The sequence below is a fragment of the Streptomyces sp. ISL-1 genome (genome assembly GCF_018614585.1).
In the GTDB taxonomy this organism is placed as follows: Bacteria; Actinomycetota; Actinomycetes; order Streptomycetales; family Streptomycetaceae; genus Streptomyces; species Streptomyces maoxianensis.
Genome location: NZ_JAGGOI010000017.1, coordinates 110,649 through 132,470, shown reverse-complemented (window position 1 = coordinate 132,470; position 21,822 = coordinate 110,649). Strand labels below are relative to the sequence as shown.

General features: G+C 68.1%; 21 protein-coding genes, 3 pseudogenes and 1 riboswitch. Of the genes and pseudogenes, 15 read left to right on the top strand and 9 right to left on the bottom strand.

Going from position 1 to position 21,822, the window contains the following annotated elements:
• Nucleotides 1–31: 31 nt before the first annotated feature.
• From xerC to J7E87_RS14565, 3 genes and pseudogenes are all read right to left on the bottom strand, one after another.
• A pseudogene (xerC, locus tag J7E87_RS14575) lies at nucleotides 32–769 on the bottom strand (tyrosine recombinase XerC); the annotation flags it as partial.
• Nucleotides 769–993, bottom strand: coding sequence for a helix-turn-helix domain-containing protein (locus J7E87_RS14570; protein WP_215093844.1), 225 nt, complete (start codon nucleotides 991–993; stop codon nucleotides 769–771). The gene J7E87_RS14570 and the pseudogene xerC, both read right to left, overlap by 1 nt.
• A complete protein-coding gene (locus tag J7E87_RS14565) occupies nucleotides 993–2,423 on the bottom strand; it encodes a replication initiator (protein ID WP_215093842.1) in 1,431 nt (476 codons plus the stop codon). The genes J7E87_RS14570 and J7E87_RS14565 overlap by 1 nt, the downstream gene beginning before the upstream one ends.
• 490 nt (nucleotides 2,424–2,913) lie before the next feature.
• Here J7E87_RS14565 and J7E87_RS36145 point away from each other — a divergent pair, with 490 nt between their 5' ends.
• The gene (locus J7E87_RS36145; RefSeq protein WP_308312936.1) at nucleotides 2,914–3,072 is read left to right on the top strand and encodes a hypothetical protein; all 159 of its coding nucleotides are present in this window, start codon (nucleotides 2,914–2,916) and stop codon (nucleotides 3,070–3,072) included.
• Nucleotides 3,073–3,081: 9 nt separating this feature from the next.
• Here J7E87_RS36145 and J7E87_RS36140 read toward each other — a convergent pair.
• From J7E87_RS36140 to J7E87_RS14545, 4 genes and pseudogenes are all read right to left on the bottom strand, one after another.
• Nucleotides 3,082–3,270, bottom strand: a pseudogene (locus J7E87_RS36140) (DUF2637 domain-containing protein); the annotation flags it as partial.
• A 78-nt stretch (nucleotides 3,271–3,348) separates the two neighbouring features.
• On the bottom strand, nucleotides 3,349–4,737 hold the full coding sequence (locus J7E87_RS14555; protein WP_215093840.1) for a cell division protein FtsK: 1,389 nt from the start codon (nucleotides 4,735–4,737) through the stop codon (nucleotides 3,349–3,351).
• Nucleotide 4,738: 1 nt separating this feature from the next.
• Complete coding sequence (locus J7E87_RS14550; protein ID WP_215093838.1) at nucleotides 4,739–4,927, bottom strand: hypothetical protein; 189 nt, start codon at nucleotides 4,925–4,927, stop codon at nucleotides 4,739–4,741.
• Nucleotides 4,924–5,100 carry a hypothetical protein gene (locus tag J7E87_RS14545; RefSeq protein WP_251017424.1) on the bottom strand — a complete coding sequence of 59 codons (177 nt, stop codon included), beginning with the start codon at nucleotides 5,098–5,100 and terminating at the stop codon, nucleotides 4,924–4,926. The genes J7E87_RS14550 and J7E87_RS14545 overlap by 4 nt, the downstream gene beginning before the upstream one ends.
• A gap of 118 nt (nucleotides 5,101–5,218) precedes the next feature.
• Here J7E87_RS14545 and J7E87_RS14540 point away from each other — a divergent pair, with 118 nt between their 5' ends.
• The 7 genes and pseudogenes from J7E87_RS14540 to J7E87_RS14510 all read left to right on the top strand — a co-directional run bounded on the left by J7E87_RS14540 (nucleotide 5,219) and on the right by J7E87_RS14510 (nucleotide 11,324).
• Nucleotides 5,219–6,466, top strand: a complete 1,248-nt coding sequence (locus J7E87_RS14540; RefSeq protein ID WP_215093836.1) for a helix-turn-helix transcriptional regulator — start codon at nucleotides 5,219–5,221, stop codon at nucleotides 6,464–6,466.
• A gap of 158 nt (nucleotides 6,467–6,624) precedes the next feature.
• Complete coding sequence (locus J7E87_RS14535; protein ID WP_215093835.1) at nucleotides 6,625–6,963, top strand: hypothetical protein; 339 nt, start codon at nucleotides 6,625–6,627, stop codon at nucleotides 6,961–6,963.
• Nucleotides 6,956–7,243, top strand: a complete 288-nt coding sequence (locus J7E87_RS14530) for a hypothetical protein (protein WP_215093834.1) — start codon at nucleotides 6,956–6,958, stop codon at nucleotides 7,241–7,243. Before J7E87_RS14535 ends, J7E87_RS14530 begins: the two co-directional genes overlap by 8 nt.
• 1,280 nt (nucleotides 7,244–8,523) lie before the next feature.
• Nucleotides 8,524–8,595 (top strand): annotated as a pseudogene (locus J7E87_RS36435) (HNH endonuclease); the annotation flags it as partial.
• Nucleotides 8,595–9,077, top strand: a complete 483-nt coding sequence (locus tag J7E87_RS14520; RefSeq protein ID WP_215093831.1) for an SMI1/KNR4 family protein — start codon at nucleotides 8,595–8,597, stop codon at nucleotides 9,075–9,077. The pseudogene J7E87_RS36435 and the gene J7E87_RS14520, both read left to right, overlap by 1 nt.
• Nucleotides 9,078–10,257: 1,180 nt before the next feature.
• Complete coding sequence (locus tag J7E87_RS14515; protein ID WP_215093829.1) at nucleotides 10,258–10,677, top strand: hypothetical protein; 420 nt, start codon at nucleotides 10,258–10,260, stop codon at nucleotides 10,675–10,677.
• A gap of 326 nt (nucleotides 10,678–11,003) precedes the next feature.
• The gene (locus tag J7E87_RS14510; RefSeq protein WP_215093827.1) at nucleotides 11,004–11,324 is read left to right on the top strand and encodes a hypothetical protein; all 321 of its coding nucleotides are present in this window, start codon (nucleotides 11,004–11,006) and stop codon (nucleotides 11,322–11,324) included.
• Between the two features lie 167 nt (nucleotides 11,325–11,491).
• On the opposite strand, the gene J7E87_RS14505 is transcribed toward J7E87_RS14510, so the two are convergent.
• Both J7E87_RS14505 and J7E87_RS14500 read right to left on the bottom strand, forming a co-directional pair.
• A complete protein-coding gene (locus J7E87_RS14505) occupies nucleotides 11,492–12,421 on the bottom strand; it encodes a class I SAM-dependent methyltransferase (RefSeq protein WP_215093825.1) in 930 nt (309 codons plus the stop codon).
• A gap of 277 nt (nucleotides 12,422–12,698) precedes the next feature.
• Nucleotides 12,699–15,068: a YfhO family protein gene (locus tag J7E87_RS14500; protein ID WP_215093823.1), complete on the bottom strand. Its 2,370-nt coding sequence runs from the start codon at nucleotides 15,066–15,068 to the stop codon at nucleotides 12,699–12,701.
• 124 nt (nucleotides 15,069–15,192) lie between these two features.
• On the opposite strand from J7E87_RS14500, the gene J7E87_RS14495 reads away from it, so the two are divergent.
• The 7 genes from J7E87_RS14495 (at nucleotide 15,193) to J7E87_RS14465 (ending at nucleotide 21,812) form a co-directional block, all read left to right on the top strand.
• Nucleotides 15,193–16,170, top strand: a complete 978-nt coding sequence (locus J7E87_RS14495) for a glycosyltransferase family 2 protein (RefSeq protein ID WP_215093821.1) — start codon at nucleotides 15,193–15,195, stop codon at nucleotides 16,168–16,170.
• Complete coding sequence (locus tag J7E87_RS14490; RefSeq protein ID WP_215093819.1) at nucleotides 16,167–16,592, top strand: GtrA family protein; 426 nt, start codon at nucleotides 16,167–16,169, stop codon at nucleotides 16,590–16,592. The genes J7E87_RS14495 and J7E87_RS14490 overlap by 4 nt, the downstream gene beginning before the upstream one ends.
• 154 nt (nucleotides 16,593–16,746) lie before the next feature.
• Nucleotides 16,747–17,397, top strand: a complete 651-nt coding sequence (locus J7E87_RS14485; RefSeq protein ID WP_215093817.1) for a SurA N-terminal domain-containing protein — start codon at nucleotides 16,747–16,749, stop codon at nucleotides 17,395–17,397.
• 22 nt (nucleotides 17,398–17,419) lie between these two features.
• Nucleotides 17,420–18,433, top strand: coding sequence for a nucleoside triphosphate pyrophosphohydrolase (locus J7E87_RS14480; RefSeq protein WP_215093815.1), 1,014 nt, complete (start codon nucleotides 17,420–17,422; stop codon nucleotides 18,431–18,433).
• On the top strand, nucleotides 18,430–19,665 hold the full coding sequence (locus tag J7E87_RS14475; protein ID WP_215093813.1) for a cytochrome P450: 1,236 nt from the start codon (nucleotides 18,430–18,432) through the stop codon (nucleotides 19,663–19,665). The genes J7E87_RS14480 and J7E87_RS14475 overlap by 4 nt, the downstream gene beginning before the upstream one ends.
• A 112-nt stretch (nucleotides 19,666–19,777) precedes the next feature.
• Nucleotides 19,778–20,638: a transglycosylase family protein gene (locus tag J7E87_RS14470; protein WP_215093811.1), complete on the top strand. Its 861-nt coding sequence runs from the start codon at nucleotides 19,778–19,780 to the stop codon at nucleotides 20,636–20,638.
• Nucleotides 20,639–20,925: 287 nt separating this feature from the next.
• Nucleotides 20,926–21,134, top strand: a riboswitch (cyclic di-AMP (ydaO/yuaA leader).
• A gap of 3 nt (nucleotides 21,135–21,137) precedes the next feature.
• Nucleotides 21,138–21,812 carry a transglycosylase family protein gene (locus J7E87_RS14465; protein ID WP_215093809.1) on the top strand — a complete coding sequence of 225 codons (675 nt, stop codon included), beginning with the start codon at nucleotides 21,138–21,140 and terminating at the stop codon, nucleotides 21,810–21,812.
• Nucleotides 21,813–21,822: the final 10 nt, after the last annotated feature.

Sequence of the window (21,822 nt, the reverse complement as noted above, 5' to 3'; positions counted from 1 at the left end):
GGCCAAGCGGCAAGATTCGGAATTGCCTGAGCAGGAGTTCGCCCTTGCGGAGTCCGGTGCGCAGGGCGAGTTCGTACAGCGCGTGGAGCCGGTCGCCGCTGGCGGTCTGGAGGAACTGCCGTGCCTCGCTTGCGGTGAGGGGCTGGAAGCGCCGGGGGCGGGGCGCGGGGGTCTTGACGTTCCGGGCGACGTTGCGGGGCAGGTCGTCTTCGCGGACGGCGTGCTCCAGGGCGGACTTGAGGACTGAATGGACGTAGGTCACGGTCAGCGGTGAGAGCCGCTTGTTGCAGCACTGGCCGATGGCGCAGCAGGGGCGCCGGTTGGTGTCCCGTTCCTGGGTGCAGCACTGGCAGGTGGTGCGGAGGGCGTCGAGGAAGGTGCGTACGTCGCGGGCCGTGAGCCGGGCGAGCTTCTTCGCGCCGAGTCCGGGGATGAGGTGGAGGCGGATACAGGAGGCGTAGCGGGTGTGGGTGTTCTCCCGGATCTGGTGGACGGCGATGCCGTTCAGCCAGTACGTCAGGTAGTCGCTCACGGTGCTGTCAGCCGCGGCGACGGGCAGGCCGAGGTTGCTGGCGGCGATCTTCTCGGTGAGCTTGGCGAGCGCGTCTTTGCGGGTGGTTCCGTAGACGCGAACGCGCTTGCGGGTGTTGCCGGGGGCGAGGACGTATCCGGCGGCTTCCCAGCGGCCGTCCTTGCGCGGGTAGACGGTTCCGTCTCCGTTAGCGCGGGAGCGGCTGCGGCGGGAGGCGGCGGGGCGTGGCGTGGTCATCAGGTGGCTTCCTGTTCGAGGCGGGTGCGGATGAAGTCGGCGAGGGTGTGGGTGGGGATGCGGCGGGCGCGGCCGAGGGTGATCGAGGCGAGCCGGCCGGTGCGGAGCAGGTCGTAGACGGCGGAGCGGCCGAGCTGGAGGCGGTCCATGACTTGGGGGACCGTCAGCAGTTCCGGCGCCAGGCTCGGACCCGGGTGGAGGGCGGCGGCTGAAGGCGGGGCCATCAGCAGCCGCCTTCGGCCGCGAACTTTCGTTCCAGTTCCTTGCTGTGCCAGACGTGGGCGGCGAGGAGTGCGGCGCCGGGGCTGTAGCCCGAGCCGAGGTAGTCCCAGTGGCCGACGACGAGAGTGGTCGTCGGGTCTTGATCGGGCAGGCTGGCGTGGGTGCGGGCTTGTTCGGTGCGCCAGGCGCGGCGGGCATCGCGCAGCGCGCCGAGAGTGACGGAGTAGCGGCGGGACTTGGTGGAGAAGTGGCCCCGGAAGCCGAGCATGTGCGCCCACTTCCAGAGCTTGAGGTCGGCGAACTCCGGCAGCCTGCCCAGGTCCCAGCAGGTGCGGATCATCTGCCGCACGTGCCGGGCGACCGCCAGCCGGGGCAGCGGCCGGGCTTGTCCGGTGCCGTCGCAGGCGGTGCAGGGGAGCGGGGTTCCGTGGGGCAGGAGGGTGTCGCCGCGGCCCTGGCAGGGGCGGCAGAACAGGGCGTGGTCGAGGGTGCCGGAGGCGTCGGCGGACTTGGTGGCGTACTTGGCCACGTAGGCGGCGACCGCCTGGTCGGTCAGTTCGCTGTCGGTGCCGAAGGCGGCGATCTCGCGTACGTCGAGCTGTTGGCCCCAGGTGAGTTCGCGTTCGCCGACCGCGTCTGACACGAGCGTGATGCGGGCGCGGGGTGCGGCGGCGCGGATGGCGTCGGTGAGGAGGGCGCTGGTGGCGTACGGGGGTGGGGGCTGGATGTTGCCGTCGGGGCCGTCGAGCCGGATCACGGCGTGGAAGTGGACCAGCCCGCGCTTCTGGTACTCGGCGACCTTCGCGAAGGACACCCGCAACACAGCGCGGGCAGCCTTCTGGGTCATTCCGAGCCGGGTGGCGAGCGCCCGGCGCAGGTAGATGGTGAAGCGCGCCCACAAGGCTCCGGCGTGGGCGTTGAACAGGACCGCGCCCGCATAGTCGTACGTCGCCGGATTCAGCGGCGTACCGAGCATCGGGTCCGTGCGCTCGTGGCGGGTGCCGCAGCGGCAGGGCCGGACGGCGGGGCGGTTGTGGACCGGGCCGAAGGAGGGGGCGGTGAGGGTGGCGAAGACGCGGGGGTGGGTGCGGACGGTGTCGGGGACGGTCTTGCCGCCGGAGAGGCCGGCGCGGATGAGGTGGTAGGTGTCGGTGGCGTAGATGCGGGAGCAGGCCGGGCAACGGGAGGAGCGCCGGTTGCCGCACGCGGTGAGCAGGCTGCCCGTGGGTTCGTCGGAGGTGGTGTAGGAGCGCAGTACTTCGCCGGTCGTGGTGTCGAGGGTGGTGGTGTGGCCGGTCAGGCGGACGGGTTCGGTGCAGCCGCCGAGGTGTTCGATCTGCTGTTGTGCGCGGTCGAAGTCGGGGCGGTTGACTATGTGGAGCAGGTCCCGCACGGCGGGGCTTGCCACGTGGCGCAGGTCCAGGGTGACCATTCGGGGCGTGTCCCTTCTGTCGGGTGGGTGGTCCCGAGCAGCAACCAGCCAGGCAGGAAGGCGAGTTGATGCTGCTCGGGGCATGACGAACCAGCCCATGGGCGGGGGTGGGTTCAGCTCGGGGTGATGCGGACCGCGTGGGCGCGGGGCTCAGAGTTGAGCGAGTGCGGCGGTGGCCACCGGAAGGGCAACGCCCATGCGCGTTCCCAGATGGGCGGCGGTGATCGGGGTTCCGTGCTCTGCGCGGTGGGTGTCCGTCCAGCAGGGCGGCAGGCAGGGCCGGGCCGGAGGCGGGTCGGGTCGTCTTGGCGACAGTGATGGGCGGAGTAGCGGCCGGGGTCGGAGTCGGAGCGGGTTGTGGTTCCTCGGCCGGGGAGTCGACGACGACCGGGGCGGGCGTCGCGGGTGTCGCTTCGGGTGTGGGCGCTTCGTCGGGCACCGGTTCGGAGATGGGGGTGGGCGTGGCCTCCAGGTGCGGGGTGGGGCGGGTGTGGGTGTGGAACTGGGCGAGGAAGGCGGGGCCGACGTGGCCCCAGCCGAGCAGCAGGAGCGGGGCGACGGTGTCCAGGCAGGCGCGGCCGTAGCGTCCGGTCAGCAGGGGTTCGGCGGTGTTCAGGGCGAGGGTGAGCAGTCCGCACAGGTGCAGTAGCCGGGTGCCGGCCCGCAACTCCGCCTTGGAAACGCCGCGCAGGGCCAGGAACCGCAGGGCGACCAGGAGCCCGACGACGGACAGGTCCACCATGGGCGCGATCAGCGGCGCGATCGGGTGCGGAACACCGAGGCGCAAGGCAAGTGCCCAGACGTTGCCGAAGGAGAAGACGAAGGCCAGGGCCGCGATGACCGCCATGACCACGGTCACGGTGCGCCGGGTGAACCGTTCCTCCGCCATGATCTCAACCTCCTCTCGGGTACGGGGTGTTCGGGACTACTTGGTGAGCGGAACAGAGGTGTCGTCGAGTGCCGTACGGCCAGCGGTGTCGAGCAGAGCGTCCAGGAGGAAGGCGGGATCGGCGGTCAGGTGCGAGGTGGCTTCGGCGATACGGGCGGCGTCGGTGTCGGCGACGTAGGGGGTGCGGATGCGGGTGTAGCCGGGGCGGCCCTGCATCGCCATCACGGCGACGCCGACGTAGGCGGGGTCCTGCAATGTGACCGGGCTTGCGTCGGGCCAGTTGCGGATGTCCTCGCCCAGTGCGGCTACCGCGGCTTCCACGGTCTTCTGGGCGAAGGACAGCCCGATGGGGCACACGTCGCGGATGAATGTGGGGATGGCGTCGCCGGTGGTCTTCTGGCTGATGAGGATCACCAGGATGCCGACGCTGCGGCCCTTCTTGACCAGGTCCTCCACCAGCCGGGCGTTCTCCGCCGTCAGCGCGGCCAGACGTTTGGTGGTCGGGTCGTTGCCCTTGTACTCGCGGAAGTACGTGTGTGCCTCATCGATGATCAGGACCGTGAGCGGCCATTGAGGTGAGGGGCCGACGTGCCACAGGTTCTTCACGCCCAGCACGTCCCGGATGGTCGCCGAGCGCCGCTTGCGCAGTTCCACCAGGCGCTTGAACAGCGCGTTGGCTTCGTCGAGGTCGTCACCGCAGAACGCGAACATTCGCTTGACCAGGTCGGCATAATCACCTTCGGGGGCCCGCGATACCTTGCCGTCCGCCGTCGCGATCTGCACGGCTGCCGACGGCGCGAAGTCGCAGACGAACTTGTTGACGCCCGAGGTCTTGCCCGCGCCGGGGACGCCGGCCACGGTCACTCCGGGCACGTTGGCCAGGGACACGCACACCTGGGCGGCGTACTCGTCGATGCCCAGCTCCCAGTGCGTCAGGTCCGTGGGCGGGTGGCCGGTGGGCCGGTGGGTGGTCGGCGGGTCGGAGCGCACGCCCCGAATCGCCACCCGCCCGGGGCCGTCCGGCAGGACGGAGACCCGCGTGCACCGCCAGGCATCCGCCAGGAACCGCGCCGACTTCTGGTACTCCTCCAGCCCGACCTGCGGCAGCGTCCGGGCTCGGACGATCACGCCGAACCGATCCGGCGTCACCTTGATCCGGGGAGTGAGCACCCGGGGCGCGGGGGCGGGGCCGTCCTTCTGCGCAGTGATCTGCGCGAGCAGGCCCGGGGTCTTGTCGGTGACTGTCAGCCCCGCCATCCGCGCGAGCCGTACCCAGCCCCAGCGCACCCGGACGGCCTGCCACATGCTGACCCGCGTGCGCTTGTCAGCCCGCACATAGCGCACCACCGTCACCAGCAGCCACACACTGACCAGCACGGCCACGACCAGCAGTGCGTCCGACGCGTACTCCTTCACGGCTTCCATGTCACGCCCCCTCTTCGCGTATCAGGCGGAGCACGTGGTCCAGGTCCAGGCGGGCCGCCTGCTGCGGACTCAGGCCGAGCAGATCGAGCACCGCCGCCGAGGCGGCGAACGTGGCCTTGCCCTCGGTCCCCGGCAGGGGCCGGAGCGGGTACAACTCCCGCTCCGGCACGGGGCTTTCGAGGCGGATCACTGGGCCGCCTCCACCGTCACCAGCTCCAGACGGGCGGCCCGGTAGGCGACGCCGTCGGAGAGCTGGCCGTTGAAGATCCGCGCCCACGGGGTGGCGAACAGCTCCACCGGCCGCACCATCGCCCCCGGCTTGAGCCCGGCCGCCAGGCCCGTCTCCGGAACCGTGATCTTCATTCAGGACCTCAGCCCGGCCGTCCTCCATGAGCATCACGGCCCCTGGGCGGGTGTCTGCCGGTTGGCCCCCGGTTGATGTGCCGGCCGGGCGTACCGTGGAGTGGGAGGTGGTGAGTTGATGACTACGGAGTTGGCCGACAACGTCCGTAAGTACCGGCGTCGTGCGGGGATGAGCCAGGAGGAACTGGCCCACGCCGCGGGCGTATCGCCGGGCACGGTGCGCAAGGCCGAGCAGGGTGGCACCATCCGCATGGAGACCTTGCACACGCTCGCCCGCGCGTTGGGGGTGACCACGGCCGCGCTGATGGCCTCGGATGCCCCGGAGCCCGTGGGGCGGGCCGAGGAGCCGAACCGGGTCAACCTGATCCAGCTCCGCGCCGCCCTCACTCCGGCCGTCGGGCTCGTGGACCAGGCCGCCGAAGCCGTGGGCGAGGAACCGAACCTGCGCATCTTCCGGCGGACGCTGCAAGACGCACGGGTGTTGTACTTCTCCGACAGCTACAAAAGCGTCGCGGCTCAACTGCCGGGCCTGCTGCGCGATGCCGCACAAGCCGTCGCCTACTACGACAGCGGGGACGAGCACCGGCAGGCCCTGCTGGCCCGCGCCGAGGCGCTGCGTCTGGCCGGCACCTACCTCACCCAGGTACGGCAGTACGACATCGCGTACGCCGCCGTGCGCGGCGCCATCATGGACGCCCGCCAGGCCGGAGACATGCTCGCGGCGGGCTCCGGGGTCGGCTGCATGTGCTGGCTGCTGGTGAGGCAGGGAAGGTTGGACGAGGCGGAACAGGTCGCCGCCCAGAGCATGGACGCGGTGGAGCCGAAGATCACAGGGGCCGAGCCGGACCACTACGCGGTGTGGGGCGGCCTGGCGATGGAGGCCGCCGCCGCAGCCGCGAGGAACAACCGTCCCGACGAGGCGAAGGAATACCGTCAAGCCGCCCGGGTCGCGGCAACCGCTGTCGGGACGGCGCATCGCAATGTCTCCCGGCACTGGTCCGTCTTCGGGCCGGTCACCGTCGCGGTCAAGGCACTTGAAGATTCCCTGGTCATCGGCGACGTCCGCGCGGTGGTGCGCAAGGCAGGCGAGCAGGAGGAGTTGTCGCCCAAGGCGTGGAAGCGCTTGGGCAGGCCCAGCACCAACGACGGGAACCGCTTCACCCTCGATGTGGCGCGCGCCCACACCCGGACCGGCGACCTGTCCGCCGCCATGGACGAGTTGACCCGTGCCAGGGAAGCCGCCCCGCAGTGGCTGCGGCACCAGAACGGGGCCGCCGAGACCATGCAGGAGATCCTGGGCAAGCGCAAGCGCACCCTCACAACGGAGATGCGCGAAATGGCCGACTACCTGGGCGTCGTCGGGTAGCTGCCACGCAGCGTGGCAGATCGTGAACCAAGAGTCGCGAACTGCCATGGCTCCCACCTGGGGGTGACGGTCTGTCAGAGCCTACGGTCACTGTGTCCACCGTCAGTGACCCAGGCCGGGGGTGCCCAGTGAGCCAGCCCAGGAGCGATGCCGACCGCATGCGTCGCAGAGAGTTGTACGACGCCGCGTCGGGTGGGGGAGGTCCCCGCTTACTGCCGTGGACCAGCCCGGAGGGGAAGCCCTGCTACCTGAGCACCGATGGCCGGGGCTACATCTCCACGCTCGCCGACAGCATCGAGACGGTACAGCTCAGCATGGGCCAGGAACTGTTGGACTACGCCCGCGAGGCCACGGCGCCCGGCGCGAAAACCCTGTCGGCGACGGAGTATCGCTGGCTGGCCTGCCGGTTGACAGAAGCCCTGGCGGACGCGCTCAGGGTTGCGGACTCGCGCGGACAGCGCATCCCGGATCAGGAAGAAGCGGCCGAGGATGCCTGACTCTCCGAGCGCCGGCGCACCAGTACGCAACGCCTCTCGGGGGCGCTACCGCTTCCGCGAGTACCACGTGACCACCGTTCCCGACCCCATGGCACTGCCCGCCTTCATGGCGGTCTGCGTCACCGGCGAAGAACGCAACTGCGGTGCCACATCAGGCACGCTGCGCACCCCGGACGAGCAGACCCGTTGGATCGCCGGACACTGCGCCCAGACCGGCCACGAACTGTACGAGCAGACCGTCCGCGCTCTCGTCCGTGCCGAGCCTGGCGAGTGGCAGTAGAGTCCCGCTGCACCGACACCAGGCAGCGGCGGCACAACCGTGTGCCCCGAGCCGTTAATGGCAGTAGCGACGGCAACACCCACGGATTTCCCCGCATAACCACGGAGGCCAGCGGAACGCGAATCACGCGCTGACCTGCGAAGAAGCAGGTAGGGAGGGGTCGCGTAGCACACGTACTATGTGCTGGCTGGGGCCACTCCAGTCCTCGTTCATAATTGTGGTGGCAGTGACGTAAGTGGAACTTACGGAAGCCTTAGACCTGCGGGCGCCGGCAAAGAGATGCCTGCCATTAAGGGACAGAAAGCAGATGGAGTGACCGCTGAACGCGGTGATATTGTCCTGGCTCACGAGCAGCGGATGATGAACGAGTTCGGTGACCGAAATGGCTGCGCTTCATGCGGGGCGACCAAATTGGGGTACAAGGACGGCCACTGGACTGGTGACCATAATCCACCGAATAAGCTCGCTCCCAACGGTCCGTGGACTCTATATCCGCACTGCAAGGCATGTTCCAAGCAGCAGGGCGGGATCGTGCGCACGCTACTCAAGGAGTACTATGACTTCCCGGTGTGGAAACCATGACGGCAGGTGGATTCAATGATGCTCTTCGCCTCGTGTACGACGAGATTTGCGCATGGCCTCGTTGTTGCTGCCGCACCCGGGAGCGTTGACACGCATGAAAGTTGGGACCCTTCGACCGATGTTGTTCACGGTGGTGCGGACTCCCTGTTCATCTCGATTCAGCAAACTGCCAGTGGTCCAGCGTCAGTCCAATGCGTGCAAGGGCCTTACCAGCCGGGCGACAAAATCCTTGTGTACTCGGGAAAATTGGTACTTTCTCAGGCGTCTCTTGAGATTTCGGATCCGAATGAATCGGTGAGGTTGCTGATTCCCGTTCCGAATGTAGAAAATCGAGTCGACGTCTACGGAGACGGTACCGATGAGCCCGATGAGGTAATGATCGTTCTGACTGGCGACGAATCGTGGTAATCCACAGTTCCTGACGATGGCAGGTCAGTCCGGTAGGTTGCGAGGGCGTCACGCTGAGTTTCCTTTCGGCGTGGCGCCCTTCGTCCTGCGAGGTCGCAATGGTGGTCGCGCCTACTTCCGGGATATCGACGATGATATGCAGATTGTCGGGAAGGCTGATAAGTCGAATGAGTTAAAGGTAATCATTTTTGGTGTTGACTCGCCGTCAAAGTCGGCCCAAATACTTCAGGCTGGCCAATCAGGCGGCTGGACTGAGCGAGACTCCGACTGGCTATACATGACACCATCATCAAGATCGTGGGCTCATGCAGCTTATTGATAGACAGGTCCATGCCGACACTGGGCATACGGGAGGTTTCTGATGGCGGAGCTATTCGAGGATAGCGACTACTACACCGGACCTCCCCTCGACGACGACATGATCCGTCGAGCCGAGGAAGATCTTGGCGTGCGCCTGCCCCGCAGCTACGTTGAAGTGTTGCTCCAGCGGAACGGAGGGACCCCGCGGCGCCGCTGCTGCCCCACGACGTTTCCGACGTCGTGGGCCGACGATCACTTCGAGATCAGCGGGATTCGGGGAATCGGCGGAGCCTGGGGAATCGACTCCTCATCCGGTGGGGGCAGCTCGTACCTGATTTCGGAGTGGGAGTATCCAGATATCGGGGTAGTGATTTGCGATACGCCTTCTGCTGGTCATGACACCGTGATGCTCGACTATTCCGAGTGTGGCCCTGAGGGCGAACCAGCCGTCGCCTACATCGATGAAGACCGCATTCCTCGCCGCGCGGCTCATTCTTTTGCTGAGTTTCTCGCGCAGCTAGTTGCTTGCGGTTCACTCGCATAGGCGTCGATAGATTCTGCCCGTATTGATGGGCAGACTGATTCTCTCGGCTGCATAATTGAAGGCCCCCTCCGCATTGCTGCTGCGAAGGGGGCCTTTGGTGTTCTGGCGGCAACGGTGACGGCAACGTCAGCGGACGGTGGCTGTGATGGGCGGGTCGTCGTTGTCCGTGCTGAGTGCGCCTGCCCTGCAGAGGGCTCCTGCACTATGATCCGCACAAAAGGGAATCCGTCAGCTCTCCCCGAATCTGCAAGAATGGCCTACACGGCAGATGTCGTTGATGGTGGAGTCGCACTCCAGGGCGATCGGCTCTCGAAGTTGAGTAGGCCTCAAATAATGTTGACCATGAGCTGTGGGTGATGACGATGAAGTACGTGATGGCAGCGTCATCGGATAGGCTCATCCAAGAGTGCCAGCAAATGCTGGGCCATATCCCCGGAATTGAGTTTCGTATGGGCTCGGTGTCGGGAACTGGTTGGGATTGTGATGCCGCAGTCCTGAATTCTCCCCTCGCTCACGAGCGATATGGAGGTTCTCCGCAGATCGGAAAAGTGCAGGTCCTCGTAAATCATCGAGAAGACGGGGCTCCTGGAGTCATCCTGGCAGCGGCGCCGATCAGCGCTAACAGTGCGGTTGCTGACCCCAGCGATGAAGAAATTGAGGGCTACGCACTAGACACCCTCGACTCGTGTGTTTCGGCTTTCGTACGGGACTTCCCGAATCGCGCCGAAGAGGCGTGTATTCTCGTGCACCTTGAGGGGGCTGGGATCGATCGTCGCGACATCGGAGTTCCACTGAGGGGCGTGCTGAGATTCTTGGAGGGCTCCCAAGGGGGGTAGCTCATCTTCCCTGGATGGCAGGTCAGCAGCAATCCGCTGCTGCCGTCTAAGTTCTCTCAGACGTCATCGAAACTGCCCTGGGGGTTGCACGGTTTCGGCCCGTGGTGCGCGGCTTTTGACGAGCTGGCGATCTGGGCCAACCGGAATTCCCCTTCAACGGGCTTGGGGCGGGCCAGTCGGCTTTCGCCCAGTCCCCGCACCCAGACCAGGGCTTAAGACGCCCATCGAGACCGCTAAACACAGCAAGACCGGGCACACCGTGCCGACCATTATGCCCGACTCGGGGCAGCCGGAGGCAATCTATGCCAAAGAAATGCGATAAGGGTGACGTTCTCGTCGTTCCTGTGGGCGATGAGAATATTGCCGTCGCCCAGATCGTGGAGAAGTCGCGCGGGAACGTTCTGCTTGCTGTATTTTCCGCGCTGCTGGGCGCCGGCGACGCCGTCGAGGTCGAAAAGCTGAAGCTCGACGACCCGATCTTCCTCGCGGAGACGATGGATCTGCGGCTCAAGGAGGGCGTGTGGCGCGTTCTGGGGAATCGTGAGATTTCCTCCGCCATTCCCGTGCCCGCCTACAAGGTCTGGGTGGAGCCGCCGGGCGAATACCGTCGCCAGGACATTCACGGCAAAGTGGGGGAAGTGATTTCCCCGGAAGAGGCGGCGACCCTGAAGCTTCAGAAGTCGTTCTCTCCGGCGGTCATCGAAACTGCCCTCCGGGGGTTGCACGGTTTGGGCCCGTGGCGCGCGGCTTTTGACGAGCTGTGAATCTGACCAACCGGAATTCCACCTTCAACAGAAACGTCCCGTCGTAGCGAGTTGCGGCGGGACTTTTCCGCGTGCTGGGGACGGGTCACTCGGCCTTCGCCCAGTACCCGCACCCCGACCAGCTTCCGACCACGAAAGACGCTCGGCTGGGAAATCCCGGCCGAGCGCCTGCGCGGCCTGCTCACGCAGTACAAGCGGGTCCTGTCACTTTGCCCCGTCGAGCTGTGGCTCGGCGGGGCAAAGGCACGTGGAGGGGCGGTGTGAGCTATCGGCCGGGCCAGGTCCAGGACGACGCTGCTCTGATTCCGGGGTACGAACCGCTGTCAGTGCGCGATGCTGCCGGTGTGAAGGCGTTGTACGGCGACGGAGACCCCGTTCTCGGAGATCGATGGATTCCGCTGCTCGGAACCGGCGGTGGCGATTTCTACGCGGCTGTGTACGAGGCACGATCGCCATCGTCGCGCGTGGCCAGCGTCGTGATCGGCGGTGAGTCGAGAATGGCGTATGACAGCGTCGAGCAGATGGTGAACGCGTTCCGGAACTTCTTCAGGACCGGAGTCTTCTTCATCGCCGACGACGGGACCCTGGACGCGGACGACGATCTCTGGATCTCTTCCGAGACCGGGTCCGGGCGAGAGAGCGCCTGAATGCGTCGACTCTGTCGATAACCGAGGGGAAGCCCCAGCCGACATGCGGCTGGGGCTTCTCCGTGTATGGACGACATGGGTCTTCCGGCAGTCGCCCGGGCGGCGACGTGCGCTCGACCGGCAGCGGCAGTTCCACAGCGGGTGACCCCGAAACGGTCCCCGAACGGTCAGCTCGCGCGCAGATACGCCGAGGTGGACACCCGCCCCAGCATGGTCAGCCGCGAAGTCCCGCCGGCCAGATGCTTGTCCAGGGCGTCCTGCACCCCGGGCCAGGCCTTGTCGCCGTAGTCGTCGAGCACCACGATCCCGCCCGGGGCCACGATCTCCTCGACCCATTCCAGATCGGCCCGCACCCCCTCCATGGAGTGATCGCCGTCCACCACGATCACCCCGTACTCCCGGTCGGAGACGGCGGCGCGCACCTCCGGATCACCGGAGAAGCCCTGCTGGATTCGCGCGTCGATCACCGAACCGACGCCGCCGAGTGCCAGGTTGGCGCGTACGACGTCCTCGCGCACCGGCGTGCCGGTGGGGTCCGCGCCCTGCTGGGAGGCACCGGGCTGCAGCTGCGCGCCGGCCAGCGGATCGACGATCGTCAGATGGGGTTCTGCCCCGGCCCTGTGCAGCATCCGCAGCAGTCCCGCGGCGAACATCCCGTACAGGGTGCCGATTTCGAGGACATTGCCGTTCGGCGGGGAGAGCAGTGGCACTGTGGCGAGCTTTCCGCACACGTTGGAGGTGGACCCGGCCAGTCGGCCCACGCCGAGTGACTCCAGGGCTATCACCGTGCGATAGGCGACGGTCACATTGCGCAGAGCGTGTTCACTGCCGTCCGCCACGCCCTGGATCTGGCGCGCGAGGGTGTCGATCTGGGCGGGGGTGGGCGTTCGGTGGCCGCTTCGACCTGTCCCGTTGACGAGCAGGCCGAGTCCGTACTGCGGATTCTGCAGTGCGGCCACTTTTTGGTGGACGGCGTCGAGATCGGCCTGCAAGGCCTGCGTGGCACGCTTCACATGCTGCTCGATGCGCCGTTCGATCATGGTGTCGGCCGGGCTCAGGATCCACTTCGCCAGCCGGTTCCGAAGGAGAGAGGGCATGCCGGGGAAATTACGCGGGAGCGCCGCCGCGCGGGCCAAGGCGGGATGCTGCGCAGATGAAGTCCTGACGGCCCTGCGGCGACGGAAGTGTGAAGTAGTTACGACGGAATCCCGCGTCCCGCTTGCGTGGCTCCGCCACGTTCCCCGGTTCCGAGGCGCCGGAGGGGCTGGATGCGCCCGTTTGTCCGCTCGGCCCCTCGTCCGGCCCGCCCGCCCGGCCCGCCCGTCCGGCGCGCGCCCGCCCGGCCCGCCCGTCTGCCCCGCCCGCCCCGGATCGCTACGCGGGGCGGCGGCGAAGGCGCGACCGCAGCAAGGGCAGCAAGGGGAGGCCCCCGAGCGTCAGCAGCCCCGCGGCCCCGATCGCCGCGCCCGCCTTCAGACCCGGCGGGCGGAACGAGCAGTCGACCGTCGTCGTCCTTCCGTCCAGTGGCACGGCGACAAGCCCCTGGTAGGAGTCGGCCGGCTTGCCGTTGCAGCTCCAGCCGGCGATCCGGGGCGCGGCGATGACCGCCCGGCCGGTTGCTCCCGGCGGTAGCTCGGCTCGTACACCGCTGTCGGTGACGTCGACCGACACCGCGCCGGTCCGCTTCAGCCCGTCCACGGCGGCGGTCAGCTTGGCGTGGTCCAGGCAGCCCAGGGTCGTGCGCCGGGGGTCCTTGCTGTACGCGACCCTCTCGCCGGGCGAGTTCACCTTGCCGAGCGAGGTGAGCGCGGCACGCCGCTTGGGCTGTCCGCCTCGCAGCGTCACCTGCTCGTTGTCGCCGAGGCGGGCCTTGCCGGTGTAGTTCGGCGCCCAGAGGAAGACCTCGGTGCCGACCGGGCAGGAGCCGTCCACCGGATCGCCGTAGACGTCCGAGCCGAGCAGCAGTTCCTGGTTGCGGAAGGGGTTCCAGTCGTACGCGGCCTCCGCCCCCGCCGGGCGTACGGTCACCAGCCCGGGTGTCGCGGCCGCCCGCGTCACCTCCGGGTCGTTGCTGGGCGCGGTCCGCACCCGCGCGCCGACGGCGAAGATCGCGTCCGTGACCGGGTTGTCCAGGGACTGCACACTGCGTCCGTTGGATGTCCAGCCCGCGCCGAGCGCGGCCATCGTGCGCGTGAAGACATCCGGTGTGTGGCTGCTGTAATAGCCGCCGCCCTGGCCGCCCAACAGGATCGGATCGTTGCCGGTGATCTGGTCGCGGCCCACATCGGTGCGGTAGCGCGGCCAGCCGTCGGCCTTCGCCACGGCCGCCGCCCGCTCGCTGTGCGCCTCGCCCCAGGCCGGGTAGTCGTCCAGCCTGCCGAGCCGCTGCCGGTCGGCGTACGCGGTGGTCGCCGCCGCCTGCCCGACCAGCGCGCCACTGAGGAGCAGCGCGGCGACCACGGCGTACTTGCCGCGCCGGGCGAGCAGCAGGCCGCCCACCACCGCCGCGATCCCGGCCGCGAACAGCGGGAAGGTCCAGGCGGTGACGAGGTCACTGGTGGAGGCGGCGAGTGCGATCACGGCCACCACCGCACCGCCGCCGAGCAGGGCGCGCCGACCGGGCCAGTCGTACGAGAGGCAGATCCAGGCCGCGATCACGAGTATCCCGGCGAAGACGAAAGTCTGCCGGTACGGGCTGCCGTTGGGCGTCGCGAAGACATGCCACACCAGATGCGTCGGCGCCCACTGCAGTGACACCAGGGTCGCCGCCGCGAGTCCCGTCCACACCCACCGCTCGCGCCGCGGTACCGCGCTGTTGAAGGCGAGCGTGCAGGCCAGCAACAGTGCGCCGCTGCCGAGGAAGACCGCGGGCGTGAAGAAGCTGTACGTCGCCGGCAGCGTGCGGGCGAACACATCGGCCCAGCCGGCCGGCGCGAACTCCTTCGTCCACCCCGGATAGGCGTGCTTGGAGCCGAGGAAGACGGGGATCAGGACGGGCGTGGCGAGCGCGATGCCGAGCAGTACGGCCCTGGCGGCCCGCAGGAGCGCCCGCATCCGGTCCCGTGCCCCGCGCTCCTGCAGCAGCAGCTGGACCACAAGCACCAGTGCGGCCCCGATGGTCGCCATGTATGCGGTGTAGAAGTTGGCGATCCACGCCACCGCGACGACCACCGGGCCGAGAACCGGCCGCCGTGCCGTGCGCGCCCACTCGCCGACCAGGCACAGCAGCGGGAAGGCGACGAGGCCGTCCATCCACATCGGGTTGTACGAGGCCTCGACGACCGACCAGCCGCACAGCGCGTACGAGCCGCCGAGCACCGCCGCCATCCACCAGCGCCCGCCCTTGTCCCCTCGCAGCGACAGCAGCAGCCAGGTCATGGCCGCGGCCGCGGCCGCCATCTTCAGCAGCGTGATGACATAGACGGCGAGGTCGATGCGGTCCCGTGGGAAGAGCCCGACCAGCATCGAGTACGGGCTGGTCAGATAGGTCCCGAGGTCGGGCAGAAAGCTGGTGCCGTACCCGGACTGCCAGTTCAGCAGCAGTCCGCCGTCGGCCCGTCCGTGCAGCAGATCCCACAGATGCGCATGAAACGGCACGAACTGATTGCCGAGGTCGTTCACGCTGCGGGTGTGCGGTCCGAAGGGGAAGCTGCGGGCGACGGCGTCACCGGCGCACAAGGCGCTCACGGTGATCAGCGCGGCGAGGGCTGCGGCGCGGCCGCGCGCGGTTGGCAGAGTCGACATGATTCCTCGAATATGCCAGCGTTGACGGTGAAATCAGCTCGTGGGAAGACCAGTTCACGAAATGGTCGCCTGCGCGTCATGCGGGGAATCCGCACGGGACATTCGGGTGGGTTGTTGTTCTTCCGTGCTGATCTCGATAGTTGTTCCGTGCTTCAACGAAGAGGAGATCATCGGCCGCTTCCATGAACACGTGACCGCGGAACTCTCCCTGCTCGGGCGGGAATTCGAACTGGTCTATGTGGACGACGGAAGCCAGGACCGGACGCTCCCTCTCCTCGAGGAGATCGCCGAGGCCGACCCTCGTACCCGCTATGTCTCCTTCAGCCGTAACTTCGGCAAGGAGGCGGCGATGCTCGCCGGGCTCCAGCATGCCGAGGGCGACGCCGTGGTCATCATGGACGCCGATCTCCAGCACCCACCGGAGCTGGTCAGGCGCATGCTGCAGCTGCACGAGGAGGGCTTCGACCAGGTCATCGCCCGCCGCACGCGCAAGGGCGACCGGGTCACCCGCACCGTCTCCGCCCGCGCCTACTACTGGCTGATCAATCGGCTCGTCGACGTCGAACTCGTCGACGGCGTGGGCGATTTCCGGTTGCTGTCGCGCCGTACCGTGGACGCGATCCTCGAACTCACCGAGTACAACCGCTTCTCCAAGGGCCTGTTCGCCTGGGTCGGTTTTCGCACCACGACCTTCGAGTACGAGAATGCGGTGCGTGAGCAGGGCCGTTCCAAGTGGAGCTTCGGCAAACTGCTCAACTATGGCCTCGACGGCCTGCTCTCCTTCAACAACAAGCCGCTGCGGGCCGCCGTCTATCTCGGGCTTCTGCTAGTCACGCTCGCCATGGCGTATACCGCCTGGATTGTCGGTGTCGCGCTGGTGAACGGCGTGGACACTCCCGGGTATGTCACCCTTCTGGTGGCGGTCACGGCACTGGCGGGTGTGCAGATGCTGATGCTGGGGGTGGTCGGCGAGTACGTGGGCCGTATCTACTACGAGGTGAAGCGGCGACCGCACTTCCTGGTGAAGGCCACCAACGCCGGCCTTCCGCATCAGCAGGAGGGGGAGCGGCAAAAACGCGACGGGGAGCTCGTAAGACGATGACGGTCCAGGTCCAGCTGGTCAGGTTCGCCCTGGTGGGGGTGGTGAACACCGGGACGTACTACGGCCTGTACCTGGTCCTGCTCACCTGGCTGCCCTACGTGGCGGCGCATGTCGTCGCCTTTGCGCTCAGCATGGTCGGGTCGTTCTTCCTGACCTCGTACTTCACATACAAGACCCGCCCCACCTGGCGGAAGTTCCTGCTCTTCCCGCTCACCAACGCGGCGAACTTCATCGTCACCACGAGCGGCGTCTATCTGCTGGTGGACGTGCTGCACTTCGGCAGCCGGTACGCCCCGCTGATCGCGGCGGCGGCGGCGATACCGATCACCTTCGTCGTCTCCCGCACGATCATGCTGCGCCCGGAGCCGGCCCGGCGGGCGGCGCAAGTCGAACGCGATGTGAACGTCAGCCGGGTCGGCTGACGGCTGCCTGGTGCATTGCCACTTCAGGGCTCATCACAACTTCAGGCGAATCGTCAGTCGAATCAGTGGCCCAGACCACGGAGACTGCCTAACATCGATCACCGCAGGGTCTTGTGCATCGCCGCACAAACATGCCGCACGCCGGGAGGCTCCTTTGCACCGCCGCCGTCGCACCGCGCTCACCGTCAGTGCCGCGCTCCTCGCCGTCGCGCCCCTCCTCGCCGCCTGCGGCAGTGAGGCTCACCCCGGGGCCGCCGCCATCGTCGGTGGGGAGCGGATCGAGGTGTCCACTGTCCAGGCGAAGGTGAAGGACGTGCGCGCCGCCCAGCAGCGCTCCCCCCAGTCCGCACAGCTCATCAAGGACAGCGGGCAGCTCAGCCGCGCCAAGCTCTACGACCTGATCGTCGAGCGCGTCGTCCAGCGCGCCGCCGACGACGCCGGGGTCAAGGTCAGCCGCAAGGAGATCCAGGAGGGGCGGGCCGCCCTCGTGCAGCAGTCCGGTGGCGAGGAGCAGCTCGCGTCCATGTATCTGCAGCAGCGCGGCATCGCCCCCGACCAGCTGAACGACGTCGTACGCCGCGACATCCTGGTCAGCAAGCTCGCCGAGGACCTCGGCGCGACCAACACCCCCGAGGGCCAGCAGAAGCTGAACCAGGCGTTCACCGCCGCCGCCAAGGCGCTGCACATCGACGTCAACCCCCGCTTCGGCGCCTGGGACGACCGCAAGCTCGAGCTCGCCAACTACAAGGCCCCGTGGATCGCCCAGGTCAGCAAGGAGCCGGAGCCCGTCGAGGCGGGTGCGTAGCGACGCGAGGTAGGTTCGAGGGGTGACCACAGAAGCACCTGTCGCCCCCGGCCGAATCGTTTTGCTCACCGCCAGCCACCGCGTCGCGCCCGGGCTGCTGTCCTGGCCCGCGTGGCAGACGCTGCAGGCCGCCGACCGGGTGCTCTGCGCCGACGAAGCCCACCCTCAGCTGCCGTATTTCCGTGAGGCCGGCGTCGGCGTGGAGATAGCGTCCGTCACCGCGCAGGAGCTGGTCGACGCCTGCGCCGGGGGTACCTCCCAGGCCGGAGGCTCTGGGGGAGGTCGTACCGTCGTGGTCGTCTCCTCCGGCGAGGGCGACACCGCCCTGACCGACGGGCTCGCCCGGCTCGCCGGGTCCGGACGCGTGCAGATGCCGGACCTGGAGCTGCTCCCCGGCTCGTACGACCTGCCCGGCGCCCGTCTCCTCGACCTCGTCCAGGTCATGGACCGGATCCGCACCGAGTGCCCCTGGTCGTCGACCCAGACCCACGCGGGCCTTGCCAAGTACGGCATCGAGGAGGCGTACGAACTCGTCGAGGCGATCGAGGACGGCGACCGCGACGAGCTGCGCGAGGAGCTCGGGGACGTACTCCTGCAGGTCGTCTTCCACGCTCGCATCGCGCAGGAAGGCCGCGATGAGGACGGCGCAGAGCCGTTCTCCATCGACGACGTCGCCGGGACGATCGTCGAGAAGCTGATCCACCGCCACCCGCATGTCTTCGGCGACGAGCGCGCCGAGACGCCGGAGGACGTGAAGGAGCACTGGCTCCGCACGAAGGCGATCGAGAAGCAGCGCGACTCCGTGACGGACGGCGTGCCGCTTGGCCAGCCCGGCCTCGCCCTCGCCGCGAAGCTCGCGGGCCGGGTCCGTACCGCCGGCCTCGACGTCCCGCTCCCCGCCGGCCAGGGCACCGGCTACGAACTGCTCGCCCTCGCCGTCCGGGCGGAGGCGTCCGGCACCGACCCGGAGGCCGCCCTGCGTGCCGCGGCCCGCGCCTACCGGGACGCGATCCGCGCCGCCGAGGGGCAGGAGTGAGCGCTCAGCCCGAGCTGTTCACCTGGGAGTTCGCCACCGACCCCTACCCCGCCTACGCCTGGCTCAGGGAGAACTCGCCGGTCCACCGGACCACCCTCCCGAGCGGGGTCGAGGCATGGCTGGTGACGCGGTACGCCGATGCCAAGCAGGCCCTCGCCGACCAGCGGCTCAGCAAGAATCCCGCGCATCACGACGAGCCCGCGCACGCCAGGGGGAAGACGGGGATCCCCGGCGAGCGCAAGGCAGAGCTCATGACCCATCTGCTGAACATCGACCCGCCGGACCACACCAGGCTGCGGCGGCTGGTGTCGAAGGCGTTCACCCCGCGCCGGGTCGCCGAATTCGCCCCGCGCGTACAGGAGTTGACCGACCGGCTCATCGATGGGTTCGAGGCGAAGGGGGAGGCGGACCTGATTCATGAGTTCGCGTTCCCGCTCCCCATCTATGCCATCTGCGACATGCTCGGCGTCCCGCGCCAGGACCAGGACGACTTCCGCGACTGGGCCGGGATGATGATCCGGCACGGCGGCGGGCCGCGCGGCGGTGTCGCCCGTTCTGTGAAGAAGATGCGGGGCTATCTCGCGGAGCTGATCCACCGAAAGCGGGAGGAGCCCGGGGACGACCTGATCTCGGAGCTGATCCGGACCAGCGACCACGGCGAGCACCTCACCGAGAACGAGGCCGCCGCCATGGCCTTCATCCTTCTCTTCGCGGGCTTCGAAACCACCGTGAACCTGATCGGTAACGGGGTGTACGCCCTACTTCGTAATCCGGAACAGCGGGAACGGCTCCAGGTGTCCCTCGCCGCCGGTGAGACGGAGTTGCTGGCCACGGGTGTCGAGGAACTCCTGCGCTACGACGGGCCCGTGGAGCTCGCCACCTGGCGATACGCCACCGAGTCGCTCGTCATCGGCGGGCAGCGGATCGCGGCGGGCGATCCCGTACTCGTCGTACTCGCCGCCGCAGACCGGGACCCGGAGCGGTTCGCCGCCCCGGACACCCTCGACCTGTCCCGGCGCGACAACCAGCATCTCGGGTACGGGCACGGCATTCACTACTGCCTCGGCGCGCCCCTCGCGCGTCTCGAGGGGCAGACAGCGCTCGCCACGCTGCTCAGGAGAATGCCGGACTTGCGGCTTGCGGGCGATCCAGCCGATTTGCGGTGGCGTGGGGGTCTCATTATGCGCGGATTGCGCACTCTGCCGGTTGAGTTCACCGCTCGCCAGACCTGACGTATCGTCAAGACTGTGACTTTCACGTGATCTCCGCTGCATCGACTTGTGACTTCCGTTCGAATGCGGCTACGTTCACCGTCGTCCCAGCAGTCACGTGAAAGGCCACCGCATGCGTTCCGGGAACGGGCGACACCGCCGACCTCGTCAGGTGCCGGCCATCGTTGTCGCGGCAGGAGTGACGGGATCGGCCATCGCCATTCCGCTTCTCGGCGCCGGTTCGGCCTCCGCCGCCGACGCCACCACGTGGGACCGCGTCGCGGAGTGTGAGAGCGCCGGCATGTGGAGCGCCGACCTCGACAACGGGCACTACGGCGGTCTGCAGTTCTCGCAGGAGACCTGGCAGGACTTCGGCGGTACGGAGTACGCGCCCCGCGCCGACCTCGCCAGCCGCTCGCAGCAGATAGCGGTCGCCGAGAAGGTCCTGGACGCGCAGGGCCCCGCGGCGTGGCCCGTCTGCGCGCCACTCGCCGGACTGAAGAACGACGGCGCCGCGACCGGCGTCGACCCGGGCCTCGTGCCGTCGTCCGAGCAGAGCGCCCCTGCCAAGTCGCTCATACCCACGAAGCCCTCCACCGCCGCGGCGCCTGCCGAGCCGTCCGCGGACCCGGCCGGGTCGGCCGAGTCGCCGGCCACGGACGCGGCGCCTGACGCCGACAGCAGCGGTGGCAAGCACCGTGGCGAGCCCGCGCCGGAGAAGTCCGAACCGGACAATGCGGATATTGACCGTGAGATTGGCCGTCATGCCTCGCGAGGTGACGACTCGGCACGGGACACGGCGGGCGAGAGCGGCAAAGCGGACGCCGCGCCCGGCGAGTACACCGTCCGGCCGGGCGACAGCCTGTGGTCCATCGCCGACAAGCAGGAGATCTCCGGCGGTTGGACCGACCTCTACGAGACGAACCAGGAGACAGTCGGCGCCGACCCCGACCTCATCCGTCCTGGCCAGAGCCTCGATCTGGGCCCGAAGTAGCGGTAATTCGCGCATAGTTGTCGGGTAGTTCGCGGGCTTATGTCCGAGTCTGTGAATGTGAGACAAGGGTCTCTTTGCCCCAACTTCCGTGACTTGCCCGGCGTAACCACTCAAACCACCCCTCACCTGCGAAAACGGGAGTGGCTGGAGTGGCGAGATGGGCGTTTTCTCCCCGATGTTCAGCTTTGAACATCGGGGAGAGCTGTGTTTACGGTCTGAACCGCTCGCCATCGCGGGCACCACTGACCGTCACGCCGAATCCTGCCGACGGTCGGGGGGAATAGTCGTCGCGCAGAGCGCCGAAGGCAGGAGCGGGGGACCCAAGGTAAGCGCCGGCCCCGGCCGTTGAGATCGACGGCTACCAACCGGCTTGGGGTGAAGCCGCGCGCAAAGACGCGCGGCCGGGCAAATCGTTTCCCGGTTCCTGGCGGAACTGGGGGATACCCCATCGGCCCGAACCCGACAGCTCACCTCGTAGGCGTCGGTGAGGGGAAGTTCCATGCTGTTCTCCAGCAAGGGCAAGCACCGCCGCCCGACCATTCTCAATCGGGCCTCTCGTATCGCCGCGATCACCGGCGTCGCCGGTGCGGCTGTCGCCGCCCCGCTCCTCGGCGCCACCTCGGCGTCCGCCGCGACCACCGCCGAGTGGGACCAGGTCGCCCAGTGCGAGGCCGGCGGCAACTGGTCCATCAACACCGGCAACGGCTACTACGGCGGTCTGCAGTTCTCGGCCTCCACCTGGGCCGCGTACGGCGGCACGCAGTACGCCTCGAGCGCCGACCAGGCCTCCAAGGCCCAGCAGATAGCGGTCGCCGAGAAGGTCCTGGCCGGCCAGGGCAAGGGCGCGTGGCCGAACTGCGGCGTCGGCCTCTCGAGCGCCGCGAACGACGGTGGCGCCGCCGACTCCGCCGCCACGCAGCCCGCGCAGCCGAAGCGCGCCGAGGTTCCCACCACCCGCTCCGAGCGCCCCGCCGCGCCGGCGAAGCCCGCCGCCGAGGCGAAGGACTTCAAGAAGGGCGACGGCGAGTACAAGGTCAAGGCCGGCGACACCCTCGGCAAGATCGCCGAGACCGAGAAGGTCAAGGGCGGCTGGCAGAAGCTGTTCGACCTCAACAAGGACATCATCGACGACGCGGACGTCATCCACCCGGGCCAGCAGCTCCACCTGAGCTGACCGGGCTCCG